Source organism: Aeromonas intestinalis, assembly GCF_054052485.1.
The window spans coordinates 1-18,981 of record NZ_JBSTYK010000013.1; the positions used below are offsets into that span (position 1 = coordinate 1).

Genomic DNA, 18,981 nt, shown 5'->3' on the forward strand with positions numbered 1-18,981 from the left:
TTCGGTACCCAACCCCCCCCCCCAAATAAACCGCGCCGCGGAATTTCGGGGGGGGCCCCGCTTTTGTTTGCCTGACTGCGAGGATTCAGGGCTTGGCGTAGCCCCAGCGCTGGGTCAGCGCCTGCTCGATGCCCAGGTGGTCCAGGATCCGCGCCACCATGAAGTCCACCAGATCCTCGATGCTCTTGGGCTCATGGTAGAAACCGGGCGCCGCCGGCATGATGGTCACCCCGAGCCGCGCCAGTTTCAGCATGTTCTCCAGATGGATGGCGGAAAACGGGCTCTCGCGGGGCACCAGGATGAGCTGGCCCCGCTCCTTGATCACCACGTCCGCCGCCCGCTCCAGCAGGTTGTCCGAGGTGCCGTTGGCGATGGCCGAGACTGTGCCCATGGAGCAGGGACAGACCACCATCTGCCTGGGGGCCGCCGAGCCGGAGGCCACCGGCGAGAACCACTCCTCCTTGCCACAGGCCACTATCTGCCCCTCCCTCGCGCCGTATTGGCGGCAGAGGTAGGCAGACAACTCCTTGGGGCTGCCCGGCCAATCCACCTGCTGCTCGGTCTTGAGCACCACCCGGGCGGCCGAGGAGGCCAGCAGATAGACCCTGTAATCGGCTTGTACCAGACATTCGAGCAAACGCAGTGCGTAAGGGGCACCGGAGGCCCCCGTCAGCGCCAAGGTGATCTGTTTATCCATGTTAACTCGCGATCTTCTGCTGGAGGCGGGCGAGCAGCTTGTCATGGATGCCGCCGAAGCCGCCGTTGCTCATGATCAGAATATGATCCCCCGGACGGCTCTCGGCCACCAGGGCGTCGATCAGGGCGTCCAGCTCCCCGAACACCTGGGCCGGGCGGCGCATATGAGCGGTCACCTCGCCGAGATCCCAACCGATGTTCGGCGGCTGGAAGAAGAACACCTCATCCGCACCGTCGAAGCAACCGGCCAGCTCCTCCTTGTGTACACCGAGTTTCATGGTGTTAGAACGGGGCTCCAGCACCGCCAGGATGCGGGCCTTGCCTACCTTGGCGCGCAGGCCGCCGAGGGTGGTCTCGATGGCGGTCGGGTGGTGGGCGAAGTCGTCATAGACGCTGACGCCGGCCACTTCCCCTTTGAGCTCCATACGGCGTTTGGGGGATTTGAACTGGCACAGGGCAGCGATGCCGTGCTCCACCATGACGCCGGCGTGGCGGGCGGCGGCGATGGCCATCAGACCGTTGCTGACGTTGTGCTCGCCGATGCACTCCCAGTGCACCTCCCCCTGCTTGACGCCGTCCAGCCACACCTCGAACACCGAGCCGTCGTCCGCCAGCTTGACCGCCTTCCACTTGGCATCGTCCTGGCCCACCAGCTCCACCTCGCTCCAGCACCCCATCTCGCGCACGGCACTGAGGTTGTGATCGGCCTGCGGGAACAGCACCCGGCCGTTGCTCGGCACGGTGCGCATCAGGTGATGGAACTGGCGCTGGATGGCGGCGAGATCCGGGAAGATGTCCGCGTGGTCGAACTCCAGGTTGTTCATGACCAAGGTGCGCGGATGGTAGTGGACGAACTTGGAGCGCTTGTCGAAGAAGGCGCAGTCATACTCGTCCGCCTCGATGACGAAGAAGGGGGCGGAGCCCAGGCGTGCCGAGACAGGGAAGTTGCCCGGTACGCCACCGATGAGGAAGCCGGGTTCCAGCTTGGCGTACTCCAGCACCCAGGCCAGCATGCTGGCGGTGGTGGTCTTGCCATGGGTGCCCGCCACGGCCAGCACCCAGCAATCTTTCAACACGTGTTCGAGCAGCCACTGGGGGCCCGAGATATAAGGCAGGTTGCGATCCAGCACATACTCCACGCAGGGGTTGCCACGGCTCATGGCGTTGCCGACCACCACCAGATCCGGCGCGGGATCGAGCTGGGACGGATCATAACCCTCGGTCAATTCGATGCCCTGCTGCTCGAGCTGGGTGCTCATGGGGGGGTAGACATTGGCATCCGAGCCGGTCACCCGATAGCCGAGCTGCTTCGCCAACACCGCCAGACCACCCATGAAGGTGCCGCAGATCCCGAGAATATGAATGTGCATACCACTGCCTTGTCCAATGAAGGGAGTGGGCATTCTACCAAGGTCACCGGAATTTGGCAGACCCAAGCTGCCACTGTGGTACCAAGGCTGTCGCAGTGGCCGCGAAATATGGTCATTTGACGGGACATCGCTATAATGTCGGCCTGCAAACTCGACTCCAACATGCTAAAGGAAATGTCATGAGCCTGAACCTGGTACCGGCTGGCAAGAGCCTGCCCGACGACATCTACGTCATCATCGAAATCCCGCAGAACGCCGACCCGATCAAATACGAAGTCGACAAGGACAGCGGTGCCATCTTCGTTGATCGCTTCATGTCCACTCCGATGTTCTACCCGTGCAACTACGGCTACGTGAACGCCACCCTGTCCCTGGATGGGGATCCCGTCGACGTGCTGGTTCCGACTCCCTACCCCCTGCTGGCCGGCTCCGTCATTCGCTGCCGCCCGGTCGGCGTGCTGAAGATGACCGACGAGTCTGGCGAAGATGCCAAGATCGTGGCCGTGCCGCACTCCAAGCTGACCAAGCAATACGATCACATCAAGGATGTGAACGATCTGCCCGAGCTGCTGAAAGCCCAGATCCAGCACTTCTTCGAGCGCTACAAAGAGCTGGAAGCGGGCAAGTGGGTCAAGGTGGAAGGCTGGGGCGACAAGGCCGCCGCCGAAGCCGAGATCCTGACCTCTGCCGAGCGTTACGCTGCCAAATAAGCCGCGTCCTCGTGCAAAAAAGGCGCCTTATGGCGCCTTTTTGTTTGTCCTTGGCTGCCTGCCCGGCGGATCCCCCTGGATATAGATGTCGCGGCCGTTGTCGCGATAGGGGCGATAGTAGTCATCGCCGCAGCGATACTCTCCACCCGCACTGCCCACCAGATCGCAGTTTACCGGCAGCACCTCCAGCCATTTGACCGCCTGCTGGAAACGCAACCACTCCTGCCACCCGTGTTCACGTGCCAGCCTGTCCCGCAGGGCGAAGGTATCCGCCGGAGAGAGCCCCTGATTGACGATCACCTGGCCCGCCGCCGCCGGCAGGGTGGTTAACAACAGCAGGAATATGGCGCCAGCTCTCATGGTCGTCCTCCAAATCGAATATTTTAGAAATTAAATTTAAAGCCTTATCAATTAATTACCAACTAAAGCCTCATTGGAGCAATCCAAATCCCGCGCTCTCACCTAGTTGTTTAATATCAACCGGCGCAGGAAGCATCCTCATGAAACTGGCACAAGCTCTGCTGTGGAGTCTGATGGTGGGCACCTCTTGCGCTCAGGAGGTCAATTTCAGCTGGCAATGGCTCTCCGCCGATGGCCAGCAAAAACACCTGCAACTGAGCACGGACGAACACATTCTCTCCGCCAGTCGCCACGAGATGACCCAACTCGATGCCTCCCTCAACTATCCCCTGGAGACGCTCTACTCCTATATCAGCCCGCGCCTCTACAGCAGCATCAACCAGATCAATCAGAGCAGCCCGGAAACCGCCACCAAGTTTCGCAATCTGGAGCAGGCCTTCACCCTGCACGACAACAGCCAGGAATCGACCCAGTTCTGGCAGGCCTATCAACAATATCAGGAGGATGCCTTCTACCAGATGCGGGTCTCTCCCTGCATTCATCCGGCCAATATCAAGCTCCCCTGCGTGCGGCCCAACTACTCCCAGTTGTTCTACCAGTTCAAGGGCGATCTCAAACCCCTGGCCCAACAGTTCTCCGCCAAGGATCTGGCCACCAGCGTGCATCTATTGCAGGAGTGGTTGAACGCCATACCCACTCCGCCCGAGCAGATGGATCACTTCGCGCCCCCCCTGCAGGCCCTGCAGGACAACAAGGCCGACAGCGACGAGAAGGCGCTGCTGATGGCAAGCCTCTTGGCGGAGCTCGCCCCTCAATACATGCTCAGCATCATCTACCCCAACATCAGCATCGGCAGCGTCTCCCCTGCCTGGCTCGCCATCACCGCAGACAGCGGCCTCAAGGGAGACACCGTGGTGATCGGCAATCAGCGTCACGTGCTGCTGACCGGCTCCCCCCTGCTGGCCCAGCAGATGACCATGGCCCAGATCCCGCTGGTGAGCGAACCCCTCTACTGACGCCACTGCTCAAACCAGTTTGCAAGAAGTTGATTTTTATCGACTGCATGCGATTCTAGCGACCGCTTGCCAGCGGGCCGCCTCTGGGTGGCAAGGATGGCACCCTCCGCCAGGCGATAACATTTAACACTTTTTAAACAGGTCCGATCAGTTTAGGATGTGGTGTGCCTCTTCCCCTCAACCACAAGTCGTTATAACATAACAAAGGAGTGTCATACGGATGAAACATCTCGTACTTACTCTGGCGCTGCTGCCGAGCCTGGTCATGGCCCACAACATCAAGGAGTCTGCCCAGGTTCCCCTGGTCAACATCGCCGACAGAGGCGAACTGGTGTTGAAGGACAAAGAGATAAGCTACCAGCCCTGGCAAAGCAAGGTGCTGACTGGCAAGGTATTTCTGATCCAGCACATCGCGGGTCGTTCCAGCGCCAAGGAGCTCAACGGCCCCATGATCGAGGCGATCAAGGCCGCCAAGCTGCCCCATGATCAATACCAGACCGTCACCATCATCAACAGCAATGATGCCATCTGGGGCACCTCCGGCTTTGTGAAGAGCAGCGCCGAAGACAGCAAGAAGGAGTTCCCCTGGTCCGCCATGGTGCTGGACGCCAAGGGTATGGCCCGCAATGCCTGGGATCTTGCGCCGGAAAGCTCGGCCATCATATTGCTGGATAAAGAAGGCAAGGTGCTGTTCGCCAAAGATGGCCAGCTCGATGCCACCGATATCACCAAGGTGATGGGGCTCATCAAGTCCCATCTCTGAATCAGAGAAAAGGGCGCTGATGGCGCCCTTTCCACAGGGGCTTATGGTTCGTTCCAAGCTGAAAATCTGGTTGCTGTTGCTCGGCTGGTTGTGGTTGCAACCGGTATTGGCGCAGCACCCGCTGGAAGCGGATCTGCCTGGTCATGATCACCATTGCCTCGTCTGCGCCCTCCACCTGGATGGCAAGCTGGCCCTGACGCCCACCCTGGCGCCTCCGGCCGCTCCCTTTATCGCCTATCCCTCCCTCACCACTGCTTTTACCCCCATCGACCATCTCGGCGTCCCCCACTACAGCATCCGTGCCCCACCAGCCGCTTCTTTCCCGTTCGTTTAGATATTTCCATTATTTATCAATGAATTTGAAAGGATTAACGATGAAAGCAGCCACCCTGTTCCTGGCGGTCGCCGCCTTTGGCGTACAAGCCAACCACGATGAACACGAAAGCCACGGCCACGGCGCTCACGAGCATGGCCACGGCCACCTCAACCTGGTACTCGACGGCAACCAGCTGATGATCGAGCTGCAGGCCCCTGCTGCCGATCTGGTGGGCTTCGAGCATGCCGCCAAGACCGATACCGAGAAGGCGCAATACGCCAAGGCCATGGCCCAGCTCAAGCAGCCGGATGCCCTCTTCCGACTGGATCCTGCCGCCGGTTGCACCCTGGCCCAGCAGGAGATCAACGCCCCCAAGGAAGAGCATGATCACGACCATGACCATGACCATGACCATGACAAGGCTGACGCCGATCACGACGAACACCATCACGAAGATGGTCACGCCGATCTCGGAGCCATGTACACCTACAACTGCCAGGCGCCGGCCAAGCTGACCGGGCTGGAAGCCACCCTCTTTACCGTCTACCCGAGCCTGGAAAAACTGAGCGTGCAGGGCATCTTGCCCGCCGGTCAGACCGCGGCCGAGCTGACCCCGTCCGCCTACAAACTGAGCTGGTGATCCCATGAACAAAGCCGTGGTTGAGATCCGCGATCTGGCCTTCGCCTGGCCAGGTGGCGAGGCTGTACTCGATCTGCCCGCCCTGCATATCGCGCAAGGGGAGCGGGTATTCATCAAGGGGCCTTCGGGCTCCGGCAAGTCGACCCTGCTCGGGCTGCTGGCCGGGATCCAGACCGCCAACCACGGCACCCTGGAGGTGCTGGGCCAGCCTTTGGCCCAGCTCTCAGGCCGCGCCCGTGACCACTTCCGGGCGGCCAATCTGGGTTATATCTTCCAGCAGTTCAATCTGCTGCCATTTTTATCCGTACTGGACAATGTCACTACGGCGCTAACATTTTCTCCACAAAAACGCTCCCGACTGCGGGGCACGCCAGAGCAGGAAGCCCGCCGCCTGCTCGGGGAATTGCAGTTGCCGGATGAGGCGCTGCACAGGCCCGTCCATGCCTTGAGCATCGGCCAGCAGCAACGGGTCGCCGCCGCCCGTGCGCTGATAGGCTCCCCACCGCTCGTCATCGCCGACGAGCCCACCTCGGCGCTCGATACCGACAACAGGGCCGCCTTCATCAAGTTGCTGTTCGAGGAGTGCGACAAGCAGGGCTCGACCCTCGTCTTCGTCAGCCACGACCCTTATCTCGAACCCCTCTTCCCCCGGGTGGAGAACCTGCAACAGCTCAACCGGAGGGCTGCATGAAGATCGATAACCAGAACCTCTGCCCGCCCGCGCAGGCAGGCTGCCAGCCATTCAGGACACGGAGGTTGCCATGCTGAAACTCGCCCTGCAAAGTCTCTGGGCCCGCCGCCTCACCGCCGGGCTCACCCTGCTGGCCGTGGCCATCAGCGTGACCCTGCTGCTCGGGGTGGAGCGGGTGCGCACCGAGGCCCGCGAGAGCTTCGCCAACACCGTCTCGGGCACCGATCTCATCGTCGGCGCCCGCTCCGGCCAGGTGAACCTCCTGCTCTACTCGGTGTTTCGCATTGGCAACCCCACCAACAACGTGGGCTGGGATGCCTATCAGGCCATCAAGCAGCGCCCCGGCATCGCCTGGACCATCCCCCTCTCCCTCGGGGACTCCCACAAGGGCTTTCGGGTGCTCGGTACCAACGGGGACTACTTCACTCACCTGAAGTACGGTCAGCAACAGTCGCTGCAGCTGCGCGAAGGCCGGCCGTTCGAGACGCCGTTCGAGGCGGTGCTCGGCGCCCAGGTGGCCGAAAAGCTCGGCTACAAGCTGGATCAGTCCATCATCATCGCCCACGGCGCTGGCAACACCTCCTTCAGCCAGCACGACAACCTGCCGTTCAAGGTGGTCGGGATACTGGCGCCGACCGGCACCCCGGTCGATCGCACCGTGCACGTGCCGCTGGCGGGCATCGAGGCCATTCACCTCGGCTGGGACACAGGCCGTCACAGCAAGAATGTCACCGCCGAGCAGGCGCTTGAGCAAGATCTCACCCCCAAGACCATCACCGCCTTTATGGTGGGGTTGAGCAATCGCATATTGGCGTTCCAGCTGCAGCGGGGCATCAACACCTACACCGGCGAACCCTTGATGGCCATCCTGCCGGGGGCCGCCTTGCAGGAGCTGTGGGGCATGATGAGCGTGATGGAGACGGCGCTCACCGTCATCGCAGGCTTCGTGGTCGTGGCGGGCCTCATCGGCATGCTGACCACCCTGCTGGCGGGGCTCAACGAGCGGCGCCGCGAGCTCGCCATTCTGCGCTCCCTCGGCGCCGGGCCGTCTCATCTGTTCCTGCTGCTGGCGCTGGAGGCCATGGCTCTCACCACCCTCGGCATCGCCCTCGGCGTCGGAGCCCTCTACCTCGGGCAGCTGCTTGCCACCCCCTGGCTGCTCAGCCACTATGGCCTGCAACTCGGGATCGGCCTGCCGAGTGCCTATGAGTGGCAACTGCTGGGACTGGTGTGGCTGGCGGGCATGGTGATAGGCTTGCTACCCGCCGCCCGCGCATATCGCTACAGCCTGAGCGATGGCATGAGTATCCGGATATGACGATGACAAAGGGAACGAGCAGGATGTGGAAAGTACTGACCGTGCTGCTGGGCATATTGGCTTTGCCTGCCCACGCCGTGGATTACAAGACAATCGACTGGGATATCCTCATTCCAGAGGGTGAAAAACTGCTGCCACCGCCCCAGGTCAGCCACGATGGCAACATGGCGTCGGTGCCGCAACCGGTGGGCGGGGTCAACAAGAAGCTGGACAACCAGGACCTGCGCATCCCGGGCTTCGTGGTGCCGCTCGAAGGGGATGCCAAGAAGGTCACCGCCTTCCTGCTGGTGCCCTACTTCGGCGCCTGTATCCATGTCCCGCCTCCCCCCACCAACCAGGTGATCTACGTGAGCTACCCCAAGGGCGCACCGGTGGATGATCTGTGGGACGCCATCTGGGTGAAGGGCAAGATGCGCACGATCAGTTCGAGCCATGAGATGGCCACAGCCTCCTACTCCATGGAGGCGACCGACGTCAGCGTCTACGAAGAGTAAGCCGCTGCGTCTATTGCCTTGATATGCAATCAACATGGCCTCCCCCGGGAGGCCTTTTTGTTATCCGGCCTGCACATCGGGGGCCCGTCCCCGCTTGAGAATCTTTTCACGACCTGTAACGAGAGGTCGTCAGCAAGGCAAAGAGCTGCGCAGGAACCGGAACGTATAGATATACGTGAGCACTCTTTACCCCACCTAAGCGAGCAGCACATGAACCTTGATCACGAGCTCACAGTAAGATCGTGGATAGGTTCTGGGGATTGCTCGTTTGCCTGCTTGGAGTAACATTCAATACCAGCCTGAATCCCCTCAGCCAGCACGGAGCCAGCATGGCCGATCTGCCGCCCCCCAAGAAAGAGAGTTCCATTTTAAGCAGCCAGGAGCAGACCCTGCGCCTGGCCCGCAGCCGCGGTATCGACGGCATGCTGACCCGCAACAGTGACAGCACCTTCGAGCAGCGCGCCACCTTCCGCCAACTGGCGGAGCAGGCCGCCCGCCAACGCAATCTGGAATCCATCATGGTGATGGCCTCGCGTCACTGCGAGGAGACGGCCGCCGGCGGCGAGATGGACAGCGACTGGCTGACCCGCTTCCTGCAACTGGCCGAAGAGATCAGCATGGTGCCCATGCAGCAGCTGTGGGGGCGGATCTTCGCCCTGGAAGTCGCCACCCCTGGCCGCTTCTCCATCCGCGCCCTCAGCACCCTCAAGGAGATGACCCAGCGCGAGGCGCAGCTGTTCCAGCGCATCTGCGCCCTCTGCTGCCACTACGAGGGGAGCGATGAGCAACGCCTGCTGCTCGGCATGCACAAGGGGGCCAGCCTGCTGAGCCGCGCCAAGGTCACCCGCATGGGGCTCGGCAAATATCGGGTGCCCTACAGCGCATTGCTGCTGCTGTTCGATCTCGGTCTGCTGCACCGGGGGGAGCTCGAATCCGGCCCCCTGCCCGCCGACGGGGTGGAGTTCGCCTTTGGCAATCAGCACTGGCGGCTGCGCCAGCGCCAGAGCCACCTCACCCTGCTCTACTACCGCCTCACTCCAGTGGGCAACGAACTCGCCCTGTTGCTGGAGGAGCCGCCGCTGGAGGAGTACCTGCAGGATTTGAAGACCCTGCTCTCCACCCATCTGCAGATCGAAACCCAGATTGCGCCCCCCGCCAGCGCACCGGACATCCCCGCCTGAATCAGCCGGGAGCCCGGGCGGGCTCCCGCTTTCTGCTTGCCAAATTGCGAAACCGGCACTGTCATTGCCAAAACGGCTCCCAAAAAGCGAATCGATTCAGCTAGTCGCGGTTCTGGCCTTGGCGGTTTTCAGCAATCCATGCGTCCTGGGCAAATAACATGCATGTCGAACGCATTTTAAGCGCCCCTTGGCACTCTGGTGCGCGGCTTGCAGTGGGACGACTAGTCCCGAATGATCGGGACTCATCATCCCCATTGTCGGACGCCCCCATGAGAGTCAACCAGCCCGTTACCCAGCGTGAGCGCCTCTACCCGGCGCATCAGAATCTCATCTCCACCACGGATCTGGAGAGCCGCATCACCTTTGCCAACGAGGAGTTCTGCCAGATAGCTGGCTTCACCCTGGCGGAGTTGCAGGGCGCCCCCCACAACCTGGTTCGCCACCCCGACATGCCGACCCAGGCCTTCGCCGACATGTGGAACCATATCCGGGAGGGCAAGAGCTGGATGGGGCCGGTCAAGAATCGCTGCAAGAACGGGGATCACTATTGGGTCAACGCCTTCGTCACCCCCATTCAGGATGCGAGCGGCAAGGTGGTGGAGTATCAGTCGGTGCGCACCGCGCCGGACGAGGCGCTCAAGGGGCGGGCCGAGAAGGTCTACGCGGGCCTGAGAGAGGGACAAACGCCCCTGGCCCTGCGCCTGCCGGCCTTCTCCCACACGCTGGTGCTCAATGGCTGCCTGCTGCTCGCCCTCGTCGCCCTGCTGGGTCTCGGCTACGGCCATGAATCCGGCTGGCTGGCCGGGCTCGCCGCCCTGCCCCTCATCGGGGGTCTCCTGGTGGTGAACGCCCTTGGCCGGCGCCTTGGCAAGCTGGGCGAGCTGGCCCGCAACCGCTTCGACAACCCGCTGATGCAGTTGCTCTACACCGGCCGGGTCGATCGCCTCGCCGCCGTCGAGCTCGCCATGAAGATGAACCAGGCCGAGTTCAACGCCGTGCTGGCCCGCACCCAGCAGACCTGCCAGCAGATCCTGACCTCCGCCCAGACGGACTTGCACAACGCCGAGACCATCACCGACAACCTGCAGCAACAGCAGGCCCAGACCAACCAGGTCGCCACCGCCATCACCGAGATGGCCCAATCCATCCGCGAGGTGTCCCAGAGCTCCACCGCCTCCTCCGATCGGCTGGACGAGACCGCGGATCTGTTCAAGGAGGGCAACCTCCGCGTGCAGGAGACCATAGAAGAGGTGGAAGGGATGCACAGCGAGCTGGTCACCTCCAAGGGGGTGATCAACACCCTCGCCACCCAGTGCCGGGCCATCGACGGCATCCTGGATGTGATCAACAGCATCGCGAACCAGACCAACCTGCTGGCCCTCAACGCCGCCATCGAGGCCGCCCGCGCCGGCGAGGCGGGGCGCGGCTTCTCCGTGGTGGCGGACGAGATCAGATCCTTGGCCATCAAGACCCAATCCTCCACCGGCGAGATCCAGAAGATGATAAGCCTGTTGCAGGGCAGCGCCGGGGATGCGGAGCAGGCGATGGCGCAAGGGGAGCTGCTCTCCGCCAGCTGCCGCCTCAAGGCCTCCGCCACCGGCGACGTGCTGCAACAGATCAGCGAGCGCCTGCTGCAGGTGACTGCCGGCAGCAACCAGATAGCCCAGGCGGTGCAGGAACAATCCCAGGTCACGGCCGACATCGACCGCAGCGTGCTCAGCATCAAGCGCCTCGCCGACGACTCCAGCCAGGGCAGCCAGCACGCGGTGCAGGGAGTCATGGCGCTGGTGCGCCAACTCGGCGAACTGGAGCGACTGGTGCGCCAGTTCCAGCAGCGCCCCGCCCCCCACGCAGCCAGTGAACAGCAGCCCAGTGGTCGACCCCTGCTCGCCCGCTAAGCCTTCACGGAGGAAACCAGACCCTATATAAAGACCGTGCGCTAACAATAAAAACGGGCCCCTGCCGTCACCGGCAGCGGGCCCCTCTTTTTGATGGTGCATGGGAGTCTGAGCGGGTTTCAAATTCGAGTCGTCGACTGAAGCAGCGGGTCTTTCGCCCCGTCCCAACCACCTGCTCGCCCTTGCCAGGCCGACCCTCTCGGCTACACCGCATGGCCCTCGGCAGGGCAATGGCCTTGCTCACTCCCCCATCCATACACCGTGAGTTGTGGACGTTGGGCCTTGAGCCTTGAGCCTTGAGCCTTGAGCCTTGAGCCTTGAGCCTTGAGCCTTGAGCGGGTAGCGTCGCGCCTTGAGATCCCTCTTATCCAACCTGCCGCAAGCCCCGTTGTCCCCCCAATTTATTGATCTTGGCTGAGAAATCGCCTGTTCCCCCTTTCCTAACCAGCTCCGTTCGGTAACATGGCAATCAGGATCACCTCTCGCCGGAGTCAGCCATGAGCCAAGCCAGAGCAACACCACTGATAGCAAGCAGCAAGCTGGAGGCTGTAATTCAGGGGCGGTAGCGTTGCCTGCGCTTGCCATGACCAATGCCTTCGCTGTCTTTCTATACCGTGGTAATGGTTGCGTAAAAAGAGGAAGTCAAGCGAACACGTTTGGTTTCGGGGTTCGGCAAGTAGCACATTGATTTAAAATATGATTTTTTATGCTCGGTATCAGGGATAGGCGGAGTTAGATGGAAGGCTGTATTAATGTGTTAGTACCGCCTTCCATCTAATCACTGTTATGTCTCTAAAGGAATCTTATGAGTAAAGTTAAGATCAAGCTGGTATCGATAGGGCACTTACCTTTAGGGCTCCAGCCTAAAAAAATTAGAAATTGGTCATCTAAGACTTTTGAAGTTGTCGAGGATATAGACAATTATTCGCTTCGTTGTGACTCTGATGGTTTTGACTGGGAATTTTCAGATAGCGCATTAAAAGAACAGCTCCCCAATCAATTTAATGCTGACTTTATGATCGCTATTGTAAATGTTCCGATTGAGGATAATTGGTATTCGAGAAGACTTGGAAATAATCAAGTTGTATTTACCTTTCATCAAGTCAGCGATATCCTCGAGCACTATAATATTCCACTAGAAAATGTCATTTACCGTTTACTATATGCGTATACACTTTTGTATCGCCGCGCGGGAAACAGAATTCCTGATTTTGGAGAAGCGGCAAGTTTTACCCACGACGAGACGCGGGGATGCCTCTTTGATATGAATGGCATAAAAACCGATTTAATAGCTTCTTGTCATAAGCCTCAAATATGTGATGAGTGCCAAGAGCGATTGAAGCAAGAAAGAGTATCTAAGTCAGATATTGAAAGCACTCAAAGTGACATAAAGCGCATAAAAAAATATTTATATTACAGAATAATTACTCATGTAAAAAAACATCCTATTGCGGCACTGGTTTTATCTAGTGTGTTTGCATTAGCACTTGGTATTACTGGCTCAGTCATCGGCTCGTTTGTATACGAATGTCTCAAGAGTCAAACATGAGGCTGTCAAGACATAACAATCGCAGGCACAGCGACGGCTTTTTCGTTGTGGCTTCGCCTTCACTACAACGCCGCGCCTGCTGCGGGCGTTAGGTTTCTCAAGGAGCGTATGTGGATATACCTTCGAAACATGTGTTTGATGCGTTAAAAGCGTTAGGTGGTAGAAAGGAGTTCATTTTTGGCGAATAACCGAAAAATTTCTTACCCATGTGGCAGAGGAAAAATATAAATGTTATTGTTTAAATAAATGGACTAATAGCAGAACAATGAAAATCTCAGACAATTTAAAGGAAAAGCTTAATTTACCTTGCTGGTTTCATGGAACAGAACAAGATTTTGACACATGGATGATACCTCCGCCACCCAAGCCGGGAGAAATATTGCTCGTTCCTCATACTGCAATTTTCTTTACAAGCGATATTGACTTCGCCAAAGGAGCTGGTAAAAAAATTGCCAAGGTATCTATATCAAGTCACGCAAAAATACTGGACACCACAGCTAACTATGAAGCATCAGAGAATCTTAGGCTGTCTCTAAGCCAGCATCAGATAGCATCAAGAACCCTAAATATACAGCGTGATTTCTGGCATAATGGGTGGAAAACTGGTGATGTATTACGAATGACATTCTCAGATCCTACGCTGGAGGATCATCTTCAACAGATGGTTGTAAATCTTTCACGGCAGTCTGATCTCCCTAAAGAAGCTGCAAGCGTGGTTATTCAACTTAACTCTTCCCGTGGTTTAATTGAGCTTATCTGCACTTCAGCAAAGAAACTAGGGTTTGACGCAATATTTGGGCATGAAGTTGATCGACATTCTCTTGAAGGTAAAGTTATTGCACGACCTTGGTTAGCAGTGCTTTCCAAAGGAGTTGCCTCTAATCCAGAGTGGGTGTAAGCACCTAACAAGATCCTGCTATTATCAAATTTTACGCTGCGTTCAAAATTTACCGCAGAGCGCAGCTTTAGATAGAGGAAAATTAACCTTTGAGCACTATACAATAACCCCCATTAAGCCGTTAGCCACTGCAATAAGGGGAATTGTTGGCAGGCAATTAAGAGGAGGCACTAGCCCCCTCGCTATCAATGATCGGTGGAGAATATCGACATCATTCAATAAAGCCCCGCAGCCTTAGGGCGGCCAGCAGCTCATCCACCAGCGCTGCCACCGATTTGTCGGCGTTGAGCAGGTGGATCTCCGGATTTTCCGGGGCCTCGTAGGCGGAGTCGATGCCGGTGAAGTTACGGATCTCTCCTGCCCGCGCCTTCTTGTAGAGCCCCTTGGGGTCGCGCTCCTCGCAGACGGAAAGCGGCGCATCCACGAACACCTCGATAAATTCATCCGCTCCCAAGAGACTTCTCACCAGATCCCGCTCGGCGCGAAACGGCGAGATAAAGGCAGTGAGGACGATAAGGCCCGCATCCACCATCAGTTTCGCCACTTCACCGACACGGCGGATATTCTCCTGCCTGGCTGCATCGTCGAAGCCGAGATCACCACAGAGGCCGTGGCGCACGTTATCTCCATCCAGCAGATAGGTGTGTTTTCCCTCGGCCGCCAGCGCCTGCTCCAGCGCCCCTGCCAGGGTGGATTTGCCCGCCCCGGACAGGCCGGTAAACCAGATCACCAGGGGCTTTTGCCCCTTCTGCGCGGCGCGGCTCTGTTTGTCGACGGCATGCTGATGCCACACGATATTGCTCATTCACACTCCTTGCTGGGCTTGCGCCTCAATGCTGAAACTCTCCGGCTCTCTGGAGCCCGGCCAGTTACCCGCCACTGACGGCTAACTGGGCCGTCGTCTATTTATCTTCCCACCGATGCCCCAAGCCGGTGGCGCCGCCTTAGAACGGGAACAGCAGGGGCACCATGATGACGACCCCGATGCTGTAGGCCAGGGAGACCGGCAGGGCCAGTTTGAGGTAATCCGGCATCTTGTAGTTGCCCGCCGCGTAGACCATCAGATTGGTCTGATAGCCGTAAGGCAGTATGAAGCTGGAGCTGGCCCCAAACAGTACCGCCAGAATGAACGGCATGGTGGAGACATCCATGCTCAGCGCCAGCTGATAGCCCATGGGGAAAGCCAGGGCCGCCGCGGCGTTGTTGCTCATCAGCTCGGTCAGCACCAGGGTGAAAAAATAGATGCCGAGGAAGGCGATGAAGGGGCTGGCGCCGTTGAACTCCCCCATCAGCCAGTCGGCGATGAGGCGGGCCAGGCCGCTTTTTTCCAGCTGATCGGCGATGGCGAGCGCCCCGCCCACCACCAGCCAGATATCCAGCGGAAAGCGGCGGCGGATCTCGTCCAGGGTCAGGATGCGGGAGAACAGCAGCGCCACCAGCATCACCAGCAAGCCCTTGAACAGCGGCACCAGATCCAGCACCGACAGCGCCAGTACCCCGAGAAAGCCCAGCACCACGGCGGCGCTGCGCTTGCCATCGAGGCGGGTGGAGGCTTCCAGTCCGCTCACCACCACGAACTCCCGGGAGAGGGACTTGTTGCTGGCAAACTTGGGGCCGGGCGCCAGCAGCAGGGTATCCCCCGCGTGCAGTTCAATCTGGCCGAGGCCGCCGGTGAGCTGGGTCTCGCCACGACGCACCGCCAGCACCACGGCATCGAAGTGGGTGCGAAACTCCGCATCCTTGATGGATTGCCCCACCAGGCGCGAGCTGTGGCTGACGATCACCTCCACCAGATGCTGGCCGTTGAGGCGATGCTGGCCGTAGAGATCCAGCCCCTTGAGCTCCTGCAGCACGCCGACGCTCTCCACGTCGCCGCAAAACAGCAGCATGTCCCCCTCGTGCAACTCGTGCTCCGGCTGCACCGGGCAGATCACCTGGTTGCCACGGATGATCTCGGCAAGATAGAGGCTTTTGAGGCTGCGCAGGCCGTTCTCCTTGACGCTGCGCCCGGCCAGGGGCGAACCAATACCGACCTTGGCCTCCAGAAAGTAGCCGGATTCCCGGCTCATCTCGGTGTCCTGCTCCGGCAGGTGGCGGGCAAACAGCAGCACGGCCACCAGACCGGTCAACAGGGTCCCCGCGCCCACCATGAAGAAGTCGAACATGCCGAGGGGCTGGGCCCCCATCTTGACGAGGAAGCTGTTGACGATGAGGTTAGTGGAGGTGCCGATCAGGGTCAGCACCCCGCCGAAAGTCGCCGCGAAGCACATGGGCAGCAGCAGCCGTGACGGCGCATGGTTGGGGTTGCGTTTGACCGCCCCCAGCATGGAAGCCACCACGGCGGTGTTGTTGACGAAGGCCGACAGGAAGGCGGTGGAGAACCACACCTTCACCAATACCTTGTTAAACGAGCCCGTGCCCACCAGGTTGGCGAACCAGCTCATGATCCGGGTCTTCTCCACCGCGAGCGACACCAGCAACAGCAGCACCAGGGTCAGCAGGGCGCTGTTGGTGTAACCCGCCACCACGGCGTTGATGTCCGCCAGCCCGCTCAGGTAGGTGATGAGCACGGCGCCCGAGAACAGCAGCGCCGGACGGAGTTTGCCCTGGATCAGCAGGACTACGAGGGCAGCCAGCAGACCCAGCACCAGGGATTGTTGCCAGGTCATGGGCCTACTCCTTGCTTGTGTCGTTACCGATGGCAAGTGCCTGCCAGTGGGGGAAGTGCTTGCGCACCAGGGCGTTGAGCTCGATTTCAAACTCGCTGTACTGCCCTGCTACCACCTTGGCGGCCAACCCTTGCACTATCATGCCGGCGCCGACGGTGACGTTGGAGAGACGGTCGATCAGGATGAAGCTGCCGGTGTCCCGGATCTCCTGATACGGGTCGAACGCCACCGGGTCGGTCAGGCTCAGCTCGCACAGACCGATCTCGTTGAGTTTGAGCTCGGAGGCTGGCAGCTCGTCCAGCTTGTTGATCTCGACGCGGTGGCGGATGGCCTCCACCTGGCCGCGGCTCTTCTTGGTGGCCAGCTTGACGTCATAGGCACGCCCCGGCTGCAAGGATTCCTCCCCCATCCAGACGATGTGAGCCAGCACGTTCTGGGTCACCTGGGGCTGATGGGCGGCATCCACCAGCAGATCGCCGCGGCTGATGTCGATCTCGTCGGCAAAGGTCACGGTAATGGCCTGACCCGGCAGGGCGTATTCCAGATCCCCGTCGAAGGTGACGATGCGGGTCACCGTGCTCTGCTTGCCGGACGGCAGCACCGCCAGCTTGTCACCCACCCGCAGCACGCCGGAGGCGAGCGTGCCCGCAAAGCCCCGGAAGTCCAGGTTCGGGCGGTTCACATACTGCACAGGCAGGCGCACCGGATGGCGCTCCAGCTCGCGCTCCACCTCGGCGGTCTCCAGCAAGGAGAGCAGGGTCTCACCTTGATACCAGGCCAGTTTGTCGCTCTGGTTGACCACGTTGTCCCCGTCCAGCGCCGAGACCGGCACGATATGGATGGTGTCGACGCTGAGCTTCTTGGCGAACTCACGGTATTCGGCACTGATGCGCTCGAACACGGCCTGGCTGAACTCCACCAGATCCATCTTGTTGACCGCCACCACGAACTGCTTGATGCCGAGCAAACTGGCGATAAAGCTGTGGCGACGGGTCTGATCCAGCACCCCCTTGCGGGCATCGATGAGGATGATGGCCAGATCGCAGGTGGAGGCGCCGGTGGCCATGTTGCGGGTGTACTGCTCGTGGCCCGGGGTGTCCGAGATGATGAACTTGCGTTTCGCCGTAGAAAAATAGCGGTAGGCCACGTCTATGGTGATGCCCTGCTCGCGCTCGGCCTGCAGGCCGTCGACCAAGAGCGCCAGATCCAGCTTCTCGCCGGTGGTGCCCAGCTTCTGGCTGTCAGATTCCAGGGCTTTGAGCTGATCTTCATAGATCTGCTGGGAGTCGTGCAGCAGGCGGCCAATGAGCGTGCTCTTGCCGTCATCCACGCTGCCGCAGGTGAGAAAACGCAGCAGGCTCTTGTGCTGCTGGGCGTGCAGGTAGGCTTCGATGCCCTGTTCCGTGATGGCGGTCTGAATATGGTTGTTCATGTGTCGATTCCTTAGAAATATCCCTGACGCTTCTTCTGCTCCATGGAGCCCGCCTGATCGTGGTCAATCAATCGCCCCTGCCGCTCGCTGGAGGTGGTCACCAGCATCTCCTCGATGATCTCGGTCAGGGTGGTGGCATTGGATTCGATGGCCCCGGTCAGCGGGTAGCAACCGAGGGTACGGAAGCGCACCAGCTCATGCTTCACCTCGTCTTCCGGCCCGATGGGCATCCGCTCGTCGTCCACCATGATCTTGATGCCGCCTTTATCCACCACCGGGCGCATGGCCGCGAAGTAGAGGGGCACGATGTCGATGTTTTCCAGATAGATGTATTGCCAGATGTCGAGCTCGGTCCAGTTGGAGAGCGGGAACACCCGGATGCTCTCCCCCTTGTTGACCTGGCCGTTGTAGACACGCCACAGCTCGGGGCGCTGGTTCTTGGGATCCCAGCGGTGGGACTTGTCACGGAAGGAGTAGACCCGCTCCTTGGCGCGGGATTTTTCCTCGTCCCGGCGCGCGCCACCGAAGGCGGCGTCGAAGCCGTATTTGTTCAACGCCTGCTTGAGCCCCTCGGTCTTCATGATGTCGGTGTGCTTGCCGCTGCCGTGCACGAAGGGGTTGATGTCCATGGCCAGACCGTCCGGGTTCTTGTGGACGATGAGATCCAGCCCGTATTTCTTGGCGGTCTCGTCCCGGAACTTGATCATCTCCTTGAACTTCCAGTTGGTATCCACATGCAGCAGCGGGAAGGGGATCTTGCCCGGGTAGAAGGCCTTGCGGGCCAGGTGCAGCATGACGGAGGAGTCCTTGCCGATGGAGTACATCATCACCGGGTTTTCAAATTCGGCAGCCACCTCGCGGATGATGTGGATGCTCTCGGCTTCCAGCTGCTGCAAATGCGTCAATCTTTCACGATCCATGTCGGGGTCCTCGGTTCATTGCTATCGCGCCTGCTCTGGGCACGGTGTTGGTTCAGTGCG

19 protein-coding genes are annotated in these 18,981 nt (G+C 59.8%); 12 read left to right on the plus strand and 7 right to left on the minus strand.

Annotated features, from left to right (window positions below):
- Positions 1-85: 85 nt before the first annotated feature.
- Together ACW5W7_RS15970 and mpl are read right to left on the minus strand one after the other, a co-directional pair.
- Entirely contained in the window at positions 86-697 is a 612-nt protein-coding gene (locus ACW5W7_RS15970) for a flavin prenyltransferase UbiX (protein WP_456502341.1), read from the minus strand.
- A gap of 1 nt (position 698) precedes the next feature.
- Positions 699-2,066, minus strand: a complete 1,368-nt coding sequence (gene mpl, locus ACW5W7_RS15975; RefSeq protein ID WP_456502342.1) for a UDP-N-acetylmuramate:L-alanyl-gamma-D-glutamyl-meso-diaminopimelate ligase — start codon at positions 2,064-2,066, stop codon at positions 699-701.
- A 179-nt stretch (positions 2,067-2,245) separates the two neighbouring features.
- Here mpl and ppa point away from each other — a divergent pair, with 179 nt between their 5' ends.
- Positions 2,246-2,776 (plus strand): inorganic diphosphatase, encoded by a 531-nt coding sequence (gene ppa, locus ACW5W7_RS15980; RefSeq protein WP_349921090.1) that lies wholly within the window; start codon positions 2,246-2,248, stop codon positions 2,774-2,776.
- Positions 2,777-2,803: 27 nt separating this feature from the next.
- Here ppa and ACW5W7_RS15985 read toward each other — a convergent pair whose 3' ends face one another.
- Positions 2,804-3,136: a hypothetical protein gene (locus tag ACW5W7_RS15985; protein ID WP_456502343.1), complete on the minus strand. Its 333-nt coding sequence runs from the start codon at positions 3,134-3,136 to the stop codon at positions 2,804-2,806.
- 140 nt (positions 3,137-3,276) lie between these two features.
- Between ACW5W7_RS15985 and ACW5W7_RS15990 the strand changes: the two genes are divergently transcribed.
- The 11 genes from ACW5W7_RS15990 (at position 3,277) to ACW5W7_RS16040 (ending at position 13,900) form a co-directional block, all read left to right on the plus strand.
- On the plus strand, positions 3,277-4,152 hold the full coding sequence (locus tag ACW5W7_RS15990; protein WP_456502344.1) for a hypothetical protein: 876 nt from the start codon (positions 3,277-3,279) through the stop codon (positions 4,150-4,152).
- Positions 4,153-4,372: 220 nt separating this feature from the next.
- Positions 4,373-4,915: a YtfJ family protein gene (locus ACW5W7_RS15995; RefSeq protein ID WP_456502345.1), complete on the plus strand. Its 543-nt coding sequence runs from the start codon at positions 4,373-4,375 to the stop codon at positions 4,913-4,915.
- 43 nt (positions 4,916-4,958) lie between these two features.
- Positions 4,959-5,249, plus strand: coding sequence for a hypothetical protein (locus ACW5W7_RS16000; RefSeq protein ID WP_349921086.1), 291 nt, complete (start codon positions 4,959-4,961; stop codon positions 5,247-5,249).
- A 40-nt stretch (positions 5,250-5,289) separates the two neighbouring features.
- A complete protein-coding gene (locus tag ACW5W7_RS16005; protein WP_456502346.1) occupies positions 5,290-5,871 on the plus strand; it encodes a DUF2796 domain-containing protein in 582 nt (193 codons plus the stop codon).
- 4 nt (positions 5,872-5,875) lie between these two features.
- Entirely contained in the window at positions 5,876-6,562 is a 687-nt protein-coding gene (locus tag ACW5W7_RS16010; protein ID WP_434665761.1) for an ATP-binding cassette domain-containing protein, read from the plus strand.
- 70 nt (positions 6,563-6,632) lie between these two features.
- Positions 6,633-7,880, plus strand: a complete 1,248-nt coding sequence (locus ACW5W7_RS16015) for an ABC transporter permease (protein WP_456502347.1) — start codon at positions 6,633-6,635, stop codon at positions 7,878-7,880.
- Positions 7,881-7,903: 23 nt separating this feature from the next.
- Positions 7,904-8,374 (plus strand): DUF3299 domain-containing protein, encoded by a 471-nt coding sequence (locus ACW5W7_RS16020; protein WP_434665757.1) that lies wholly within the window; start codon positions 7,904-7,906, stop codon positions 8,372-8,374.
- Positions 8,375-8,703: 329 nt separating this feature from the next.
- On the plus strand, positions 8,704-9,555 hold the full coding sequence (locus ACW5W7_RS16025) for a TIGR03899 family protein (protein WP_456502348.1): 852 nt from the start codon (positions 8,704-8,706) through the stop codon (positions 9,553-9,555).
- 269 nt (positions 9,556-9,824) lie between these two features.
- Positions 9,825-11,453 (plus strand): methyl-accepting chemotaxis protein, encoded by a 1,629-nt coding sequence (locus tag ACW5W7_RS16030; protein WP_456502349.1) that lies wholly within the window; start codon positions 9,825-9,827, stop codon positions 11,451-11,453.
- Positions 11,454-12,258: 805 nt separating this feature from the next.
- Positions 12,259-13,002: a hypothetical protein gene (locus ACW5W7_RS16035; RefSeq protein WP_456502350.1), complete on the plus strand. Its 744-nt coding sequence runs from the start codon at positions 12,259-12,261 to the stop codon at positions 13,000-13,002.
- A gap of 265 nt (positions 13,003-13,267) precedes the next feature.
- Positions 13,268-13,900, plus strand: coding sequence for a hypothetical protein (locus ACW5W7_RS16040; protein ID WP_434665752.1), 633 nt, complete (start codon positions 13,268-13,270; stop codon positions 13,898-13,900).
- 211 nt (positions 13,901-14,111) lie between these two features.
- Here ACW5W7_RS16040 and cysC read toward each other — a convergent pair whose 3' ends face one another.
- The 4 genes from cysC to cysD all read right to left on the minus strand — a co-directional run bounded on the left by cysC (position 14,112) and on the right by cysD (position 18,921).
- Positions 14,112-14,705, minus strand: a complete 594-nt coding sequence (gene cysC / locus ACW5W7_RS16045; RefSeq protein WP_434665750.1) for an adenylyl-sulfate kinase — start codon at positions 14,703-14,705, stop codon at positions 14,112-14,114.
- Between the two features lie 139 nt (positions 14,706-14,844).
- Complete coding sequence (locus ACW5W7_RS16050) at positions 14,845-16,569, minus strand: SLC13 family permease (protein ID WP_456502351.1); 1,725 nt, start codon at positions 16,567-16,569, stop codon at positions 14,845-14,847.
- Between the two features lie 4 nt (positions 16,570-16,573).
- Positions 16,574-18,001 carry a sulfate adenylyltransferase subunit CysN gene (gene cysN / locus ACW5W7_RS16055; RefSeq protein ID WP_456502352.1) on the minus strand — a complete coding sequence of 476 codons (1,428 nt, stop codon included), beginning with the start codon at positions 17,999-18,001 and terminating at the stop codon, positions 16,574-16,576.
- 11 nt (positions 18,002-18,012) lie between these two features.
- Positions 18,013-18,921: a sulfate adenylyltransferase subunit CysD gene (gene cysD, locus ACW5W7_RS16060; protein ID WP_434665743.1), complete on the minus strand. Its 909-nt coding sequence runs from the start codon at positions 18,919-18,921 to the stop codon at positions 18,013-18,015.
- Positions 18,922-18,981: the final 60 nt, after the last annotated feature.

What these genes read in the sequence shown, in the direction of transcription:
- ACW5W7_RS15970 (WP_456502341.1), bottom strand. Translation starts at nt 697, where the DNA reads ATGGATAAACAGATCACCTTGGCGCTGACGGGGGCCTCCGGTGCCCCT.
- mpl (WP_456502342.1), bottom strand. Translation starts at nt 2,066, where the DNA reads ATGCACATTCATATTCTCGGGATCTGCGGCACCTTCATGGGTGGTCTG.
- ppa (WP_349921090.1), top strand. Translation starts at nt 2,246, where the DNA reads ATGAGCCTGAACCTGGTACCGGCTGGCAAGAGCCTGCCCGACGACATC.
- ACW5W7_RS15985 (WP_456502343.1), bottom strand. Translation starts at nt 3,136, where the DNA reads ATGAGAGCTGGCGCCATATTCCTGCTGTTGTTAACCACCCTGCCGGCG.
- ACW5W7_RS15990 (WP_456502344.1), top strand. Translation starts at nt 3,277, where the DNA reads ATGAAACTGGCACAAGCTCTGCTGTGGAGTCTGATGGTGGGCACCTCT.
- ACW5W7_RS15995 (WP_456502345.1), top strand. Translation starts at nt 4,373, where the DNA reads ATGAAACATCTCGTACTTACTCTGGCGCTGCTGCCGAGCCTGGTCATG.
- ACW5W7_RS16000 (WP_349921086.1), top strand. Translation starts at nt 4,959, where the DNA reads ATGGTTCGTTCCAAGCTGAAAATCTGGTTGCTGTTGCTCGGCTGGTTG.
- ACW5W7_RS16005 (WP_456502346.1), top strand. Translation starts at nt 5,290, where the DNA reads ATGAAAGCAGCCACCCTGTTCCTGGCGGTCGCCGCCTTTGGCGTACAA.
- ACW5W7_RS16010 (WP_434665761.1), top strand. Translation starts at nt 5,876, where the DNA reads ATGAACAAAGCCGTGGTTGAGATCCGCGATCTGGCCTTCGCCTGGCCA.
- ACW5W7_RS16015 (WP_456502347.1), top strand. Translation starts at nt 6,633, where the DNA reads ATGCTGAAACTCGCCCTGCAAAGTCTCTGGGCCCGCCGCCTCACCGCC.
- ACW5W7_RS16020 (WP_434665757.1), top strand. Translation starts at nt 7,904, where the DNA reads ATGTGGAAAGTACTGACCGTGCTGCTGGGCATATTGGCTTTGCCTGCC.
- ACW5W7_RS16025 (WP_456502348.1), top strand. Translation starts at nt 8,704, where the DNA reads ATGGCCGATCTGCCGCCCCCCAAGAAAGAGAGTTCCATTTTAAGCAGC.
- ACW5W7_RS16030 (WP_456502349.1), top strand. Translation starts at nt 9,825, where the DNA reads ATGAGAGTCAACCAGCCCGTTACCCAGCGTGAGCGCCTCTACCCGGCG.
- ACW5W7_RS16035 (WP_456502350.1), top strand. Translation starts at nt 12,259, where the DNA reads ATGAGTAAAGTTAAGATCAAGCTGGTATCGATAGGGCACTTACCTTTA.
- ACW5W7_RS16040 (WP_434665752.1), top strand. Translation starts at nt 13,268, where the DNA reads ATGAAAATCTCAGACAATTTAAAGGAAAAGCTTAATTTACCTTGCTGG.
- cysC (WP_434665750.1), bottom strand. Translation starts at nt 14,705, where the DNA reads ATGAGCAATATCGTGTGGCATCAGCATGCCGTCGACAAACAGAGCCGC.
- ACW5W7_RS16050 (WP_456502351.1), bottom strand. Translation starts at nt 16,569, where the DNA reads ATGACCTGGCAACAATCCCTGGTGCTGGGTCTGCTGGCTGCCCTCGTA.
- cysN (WP_456502352.1), bottom strand. Translation starts at nt 18,001, where the DNA reads ATGAACAACCATATTCAGACCGCCATCACGGAACAGGGCATCGAAGCC.
- cysD (WP_434665743.1), bottom strand. Translation starts at nt 18,921, where the DNA reads ATGGATCGTGAAAGATTGACGCATTTGCAGCAGCTGGAAGCCGAGAGC.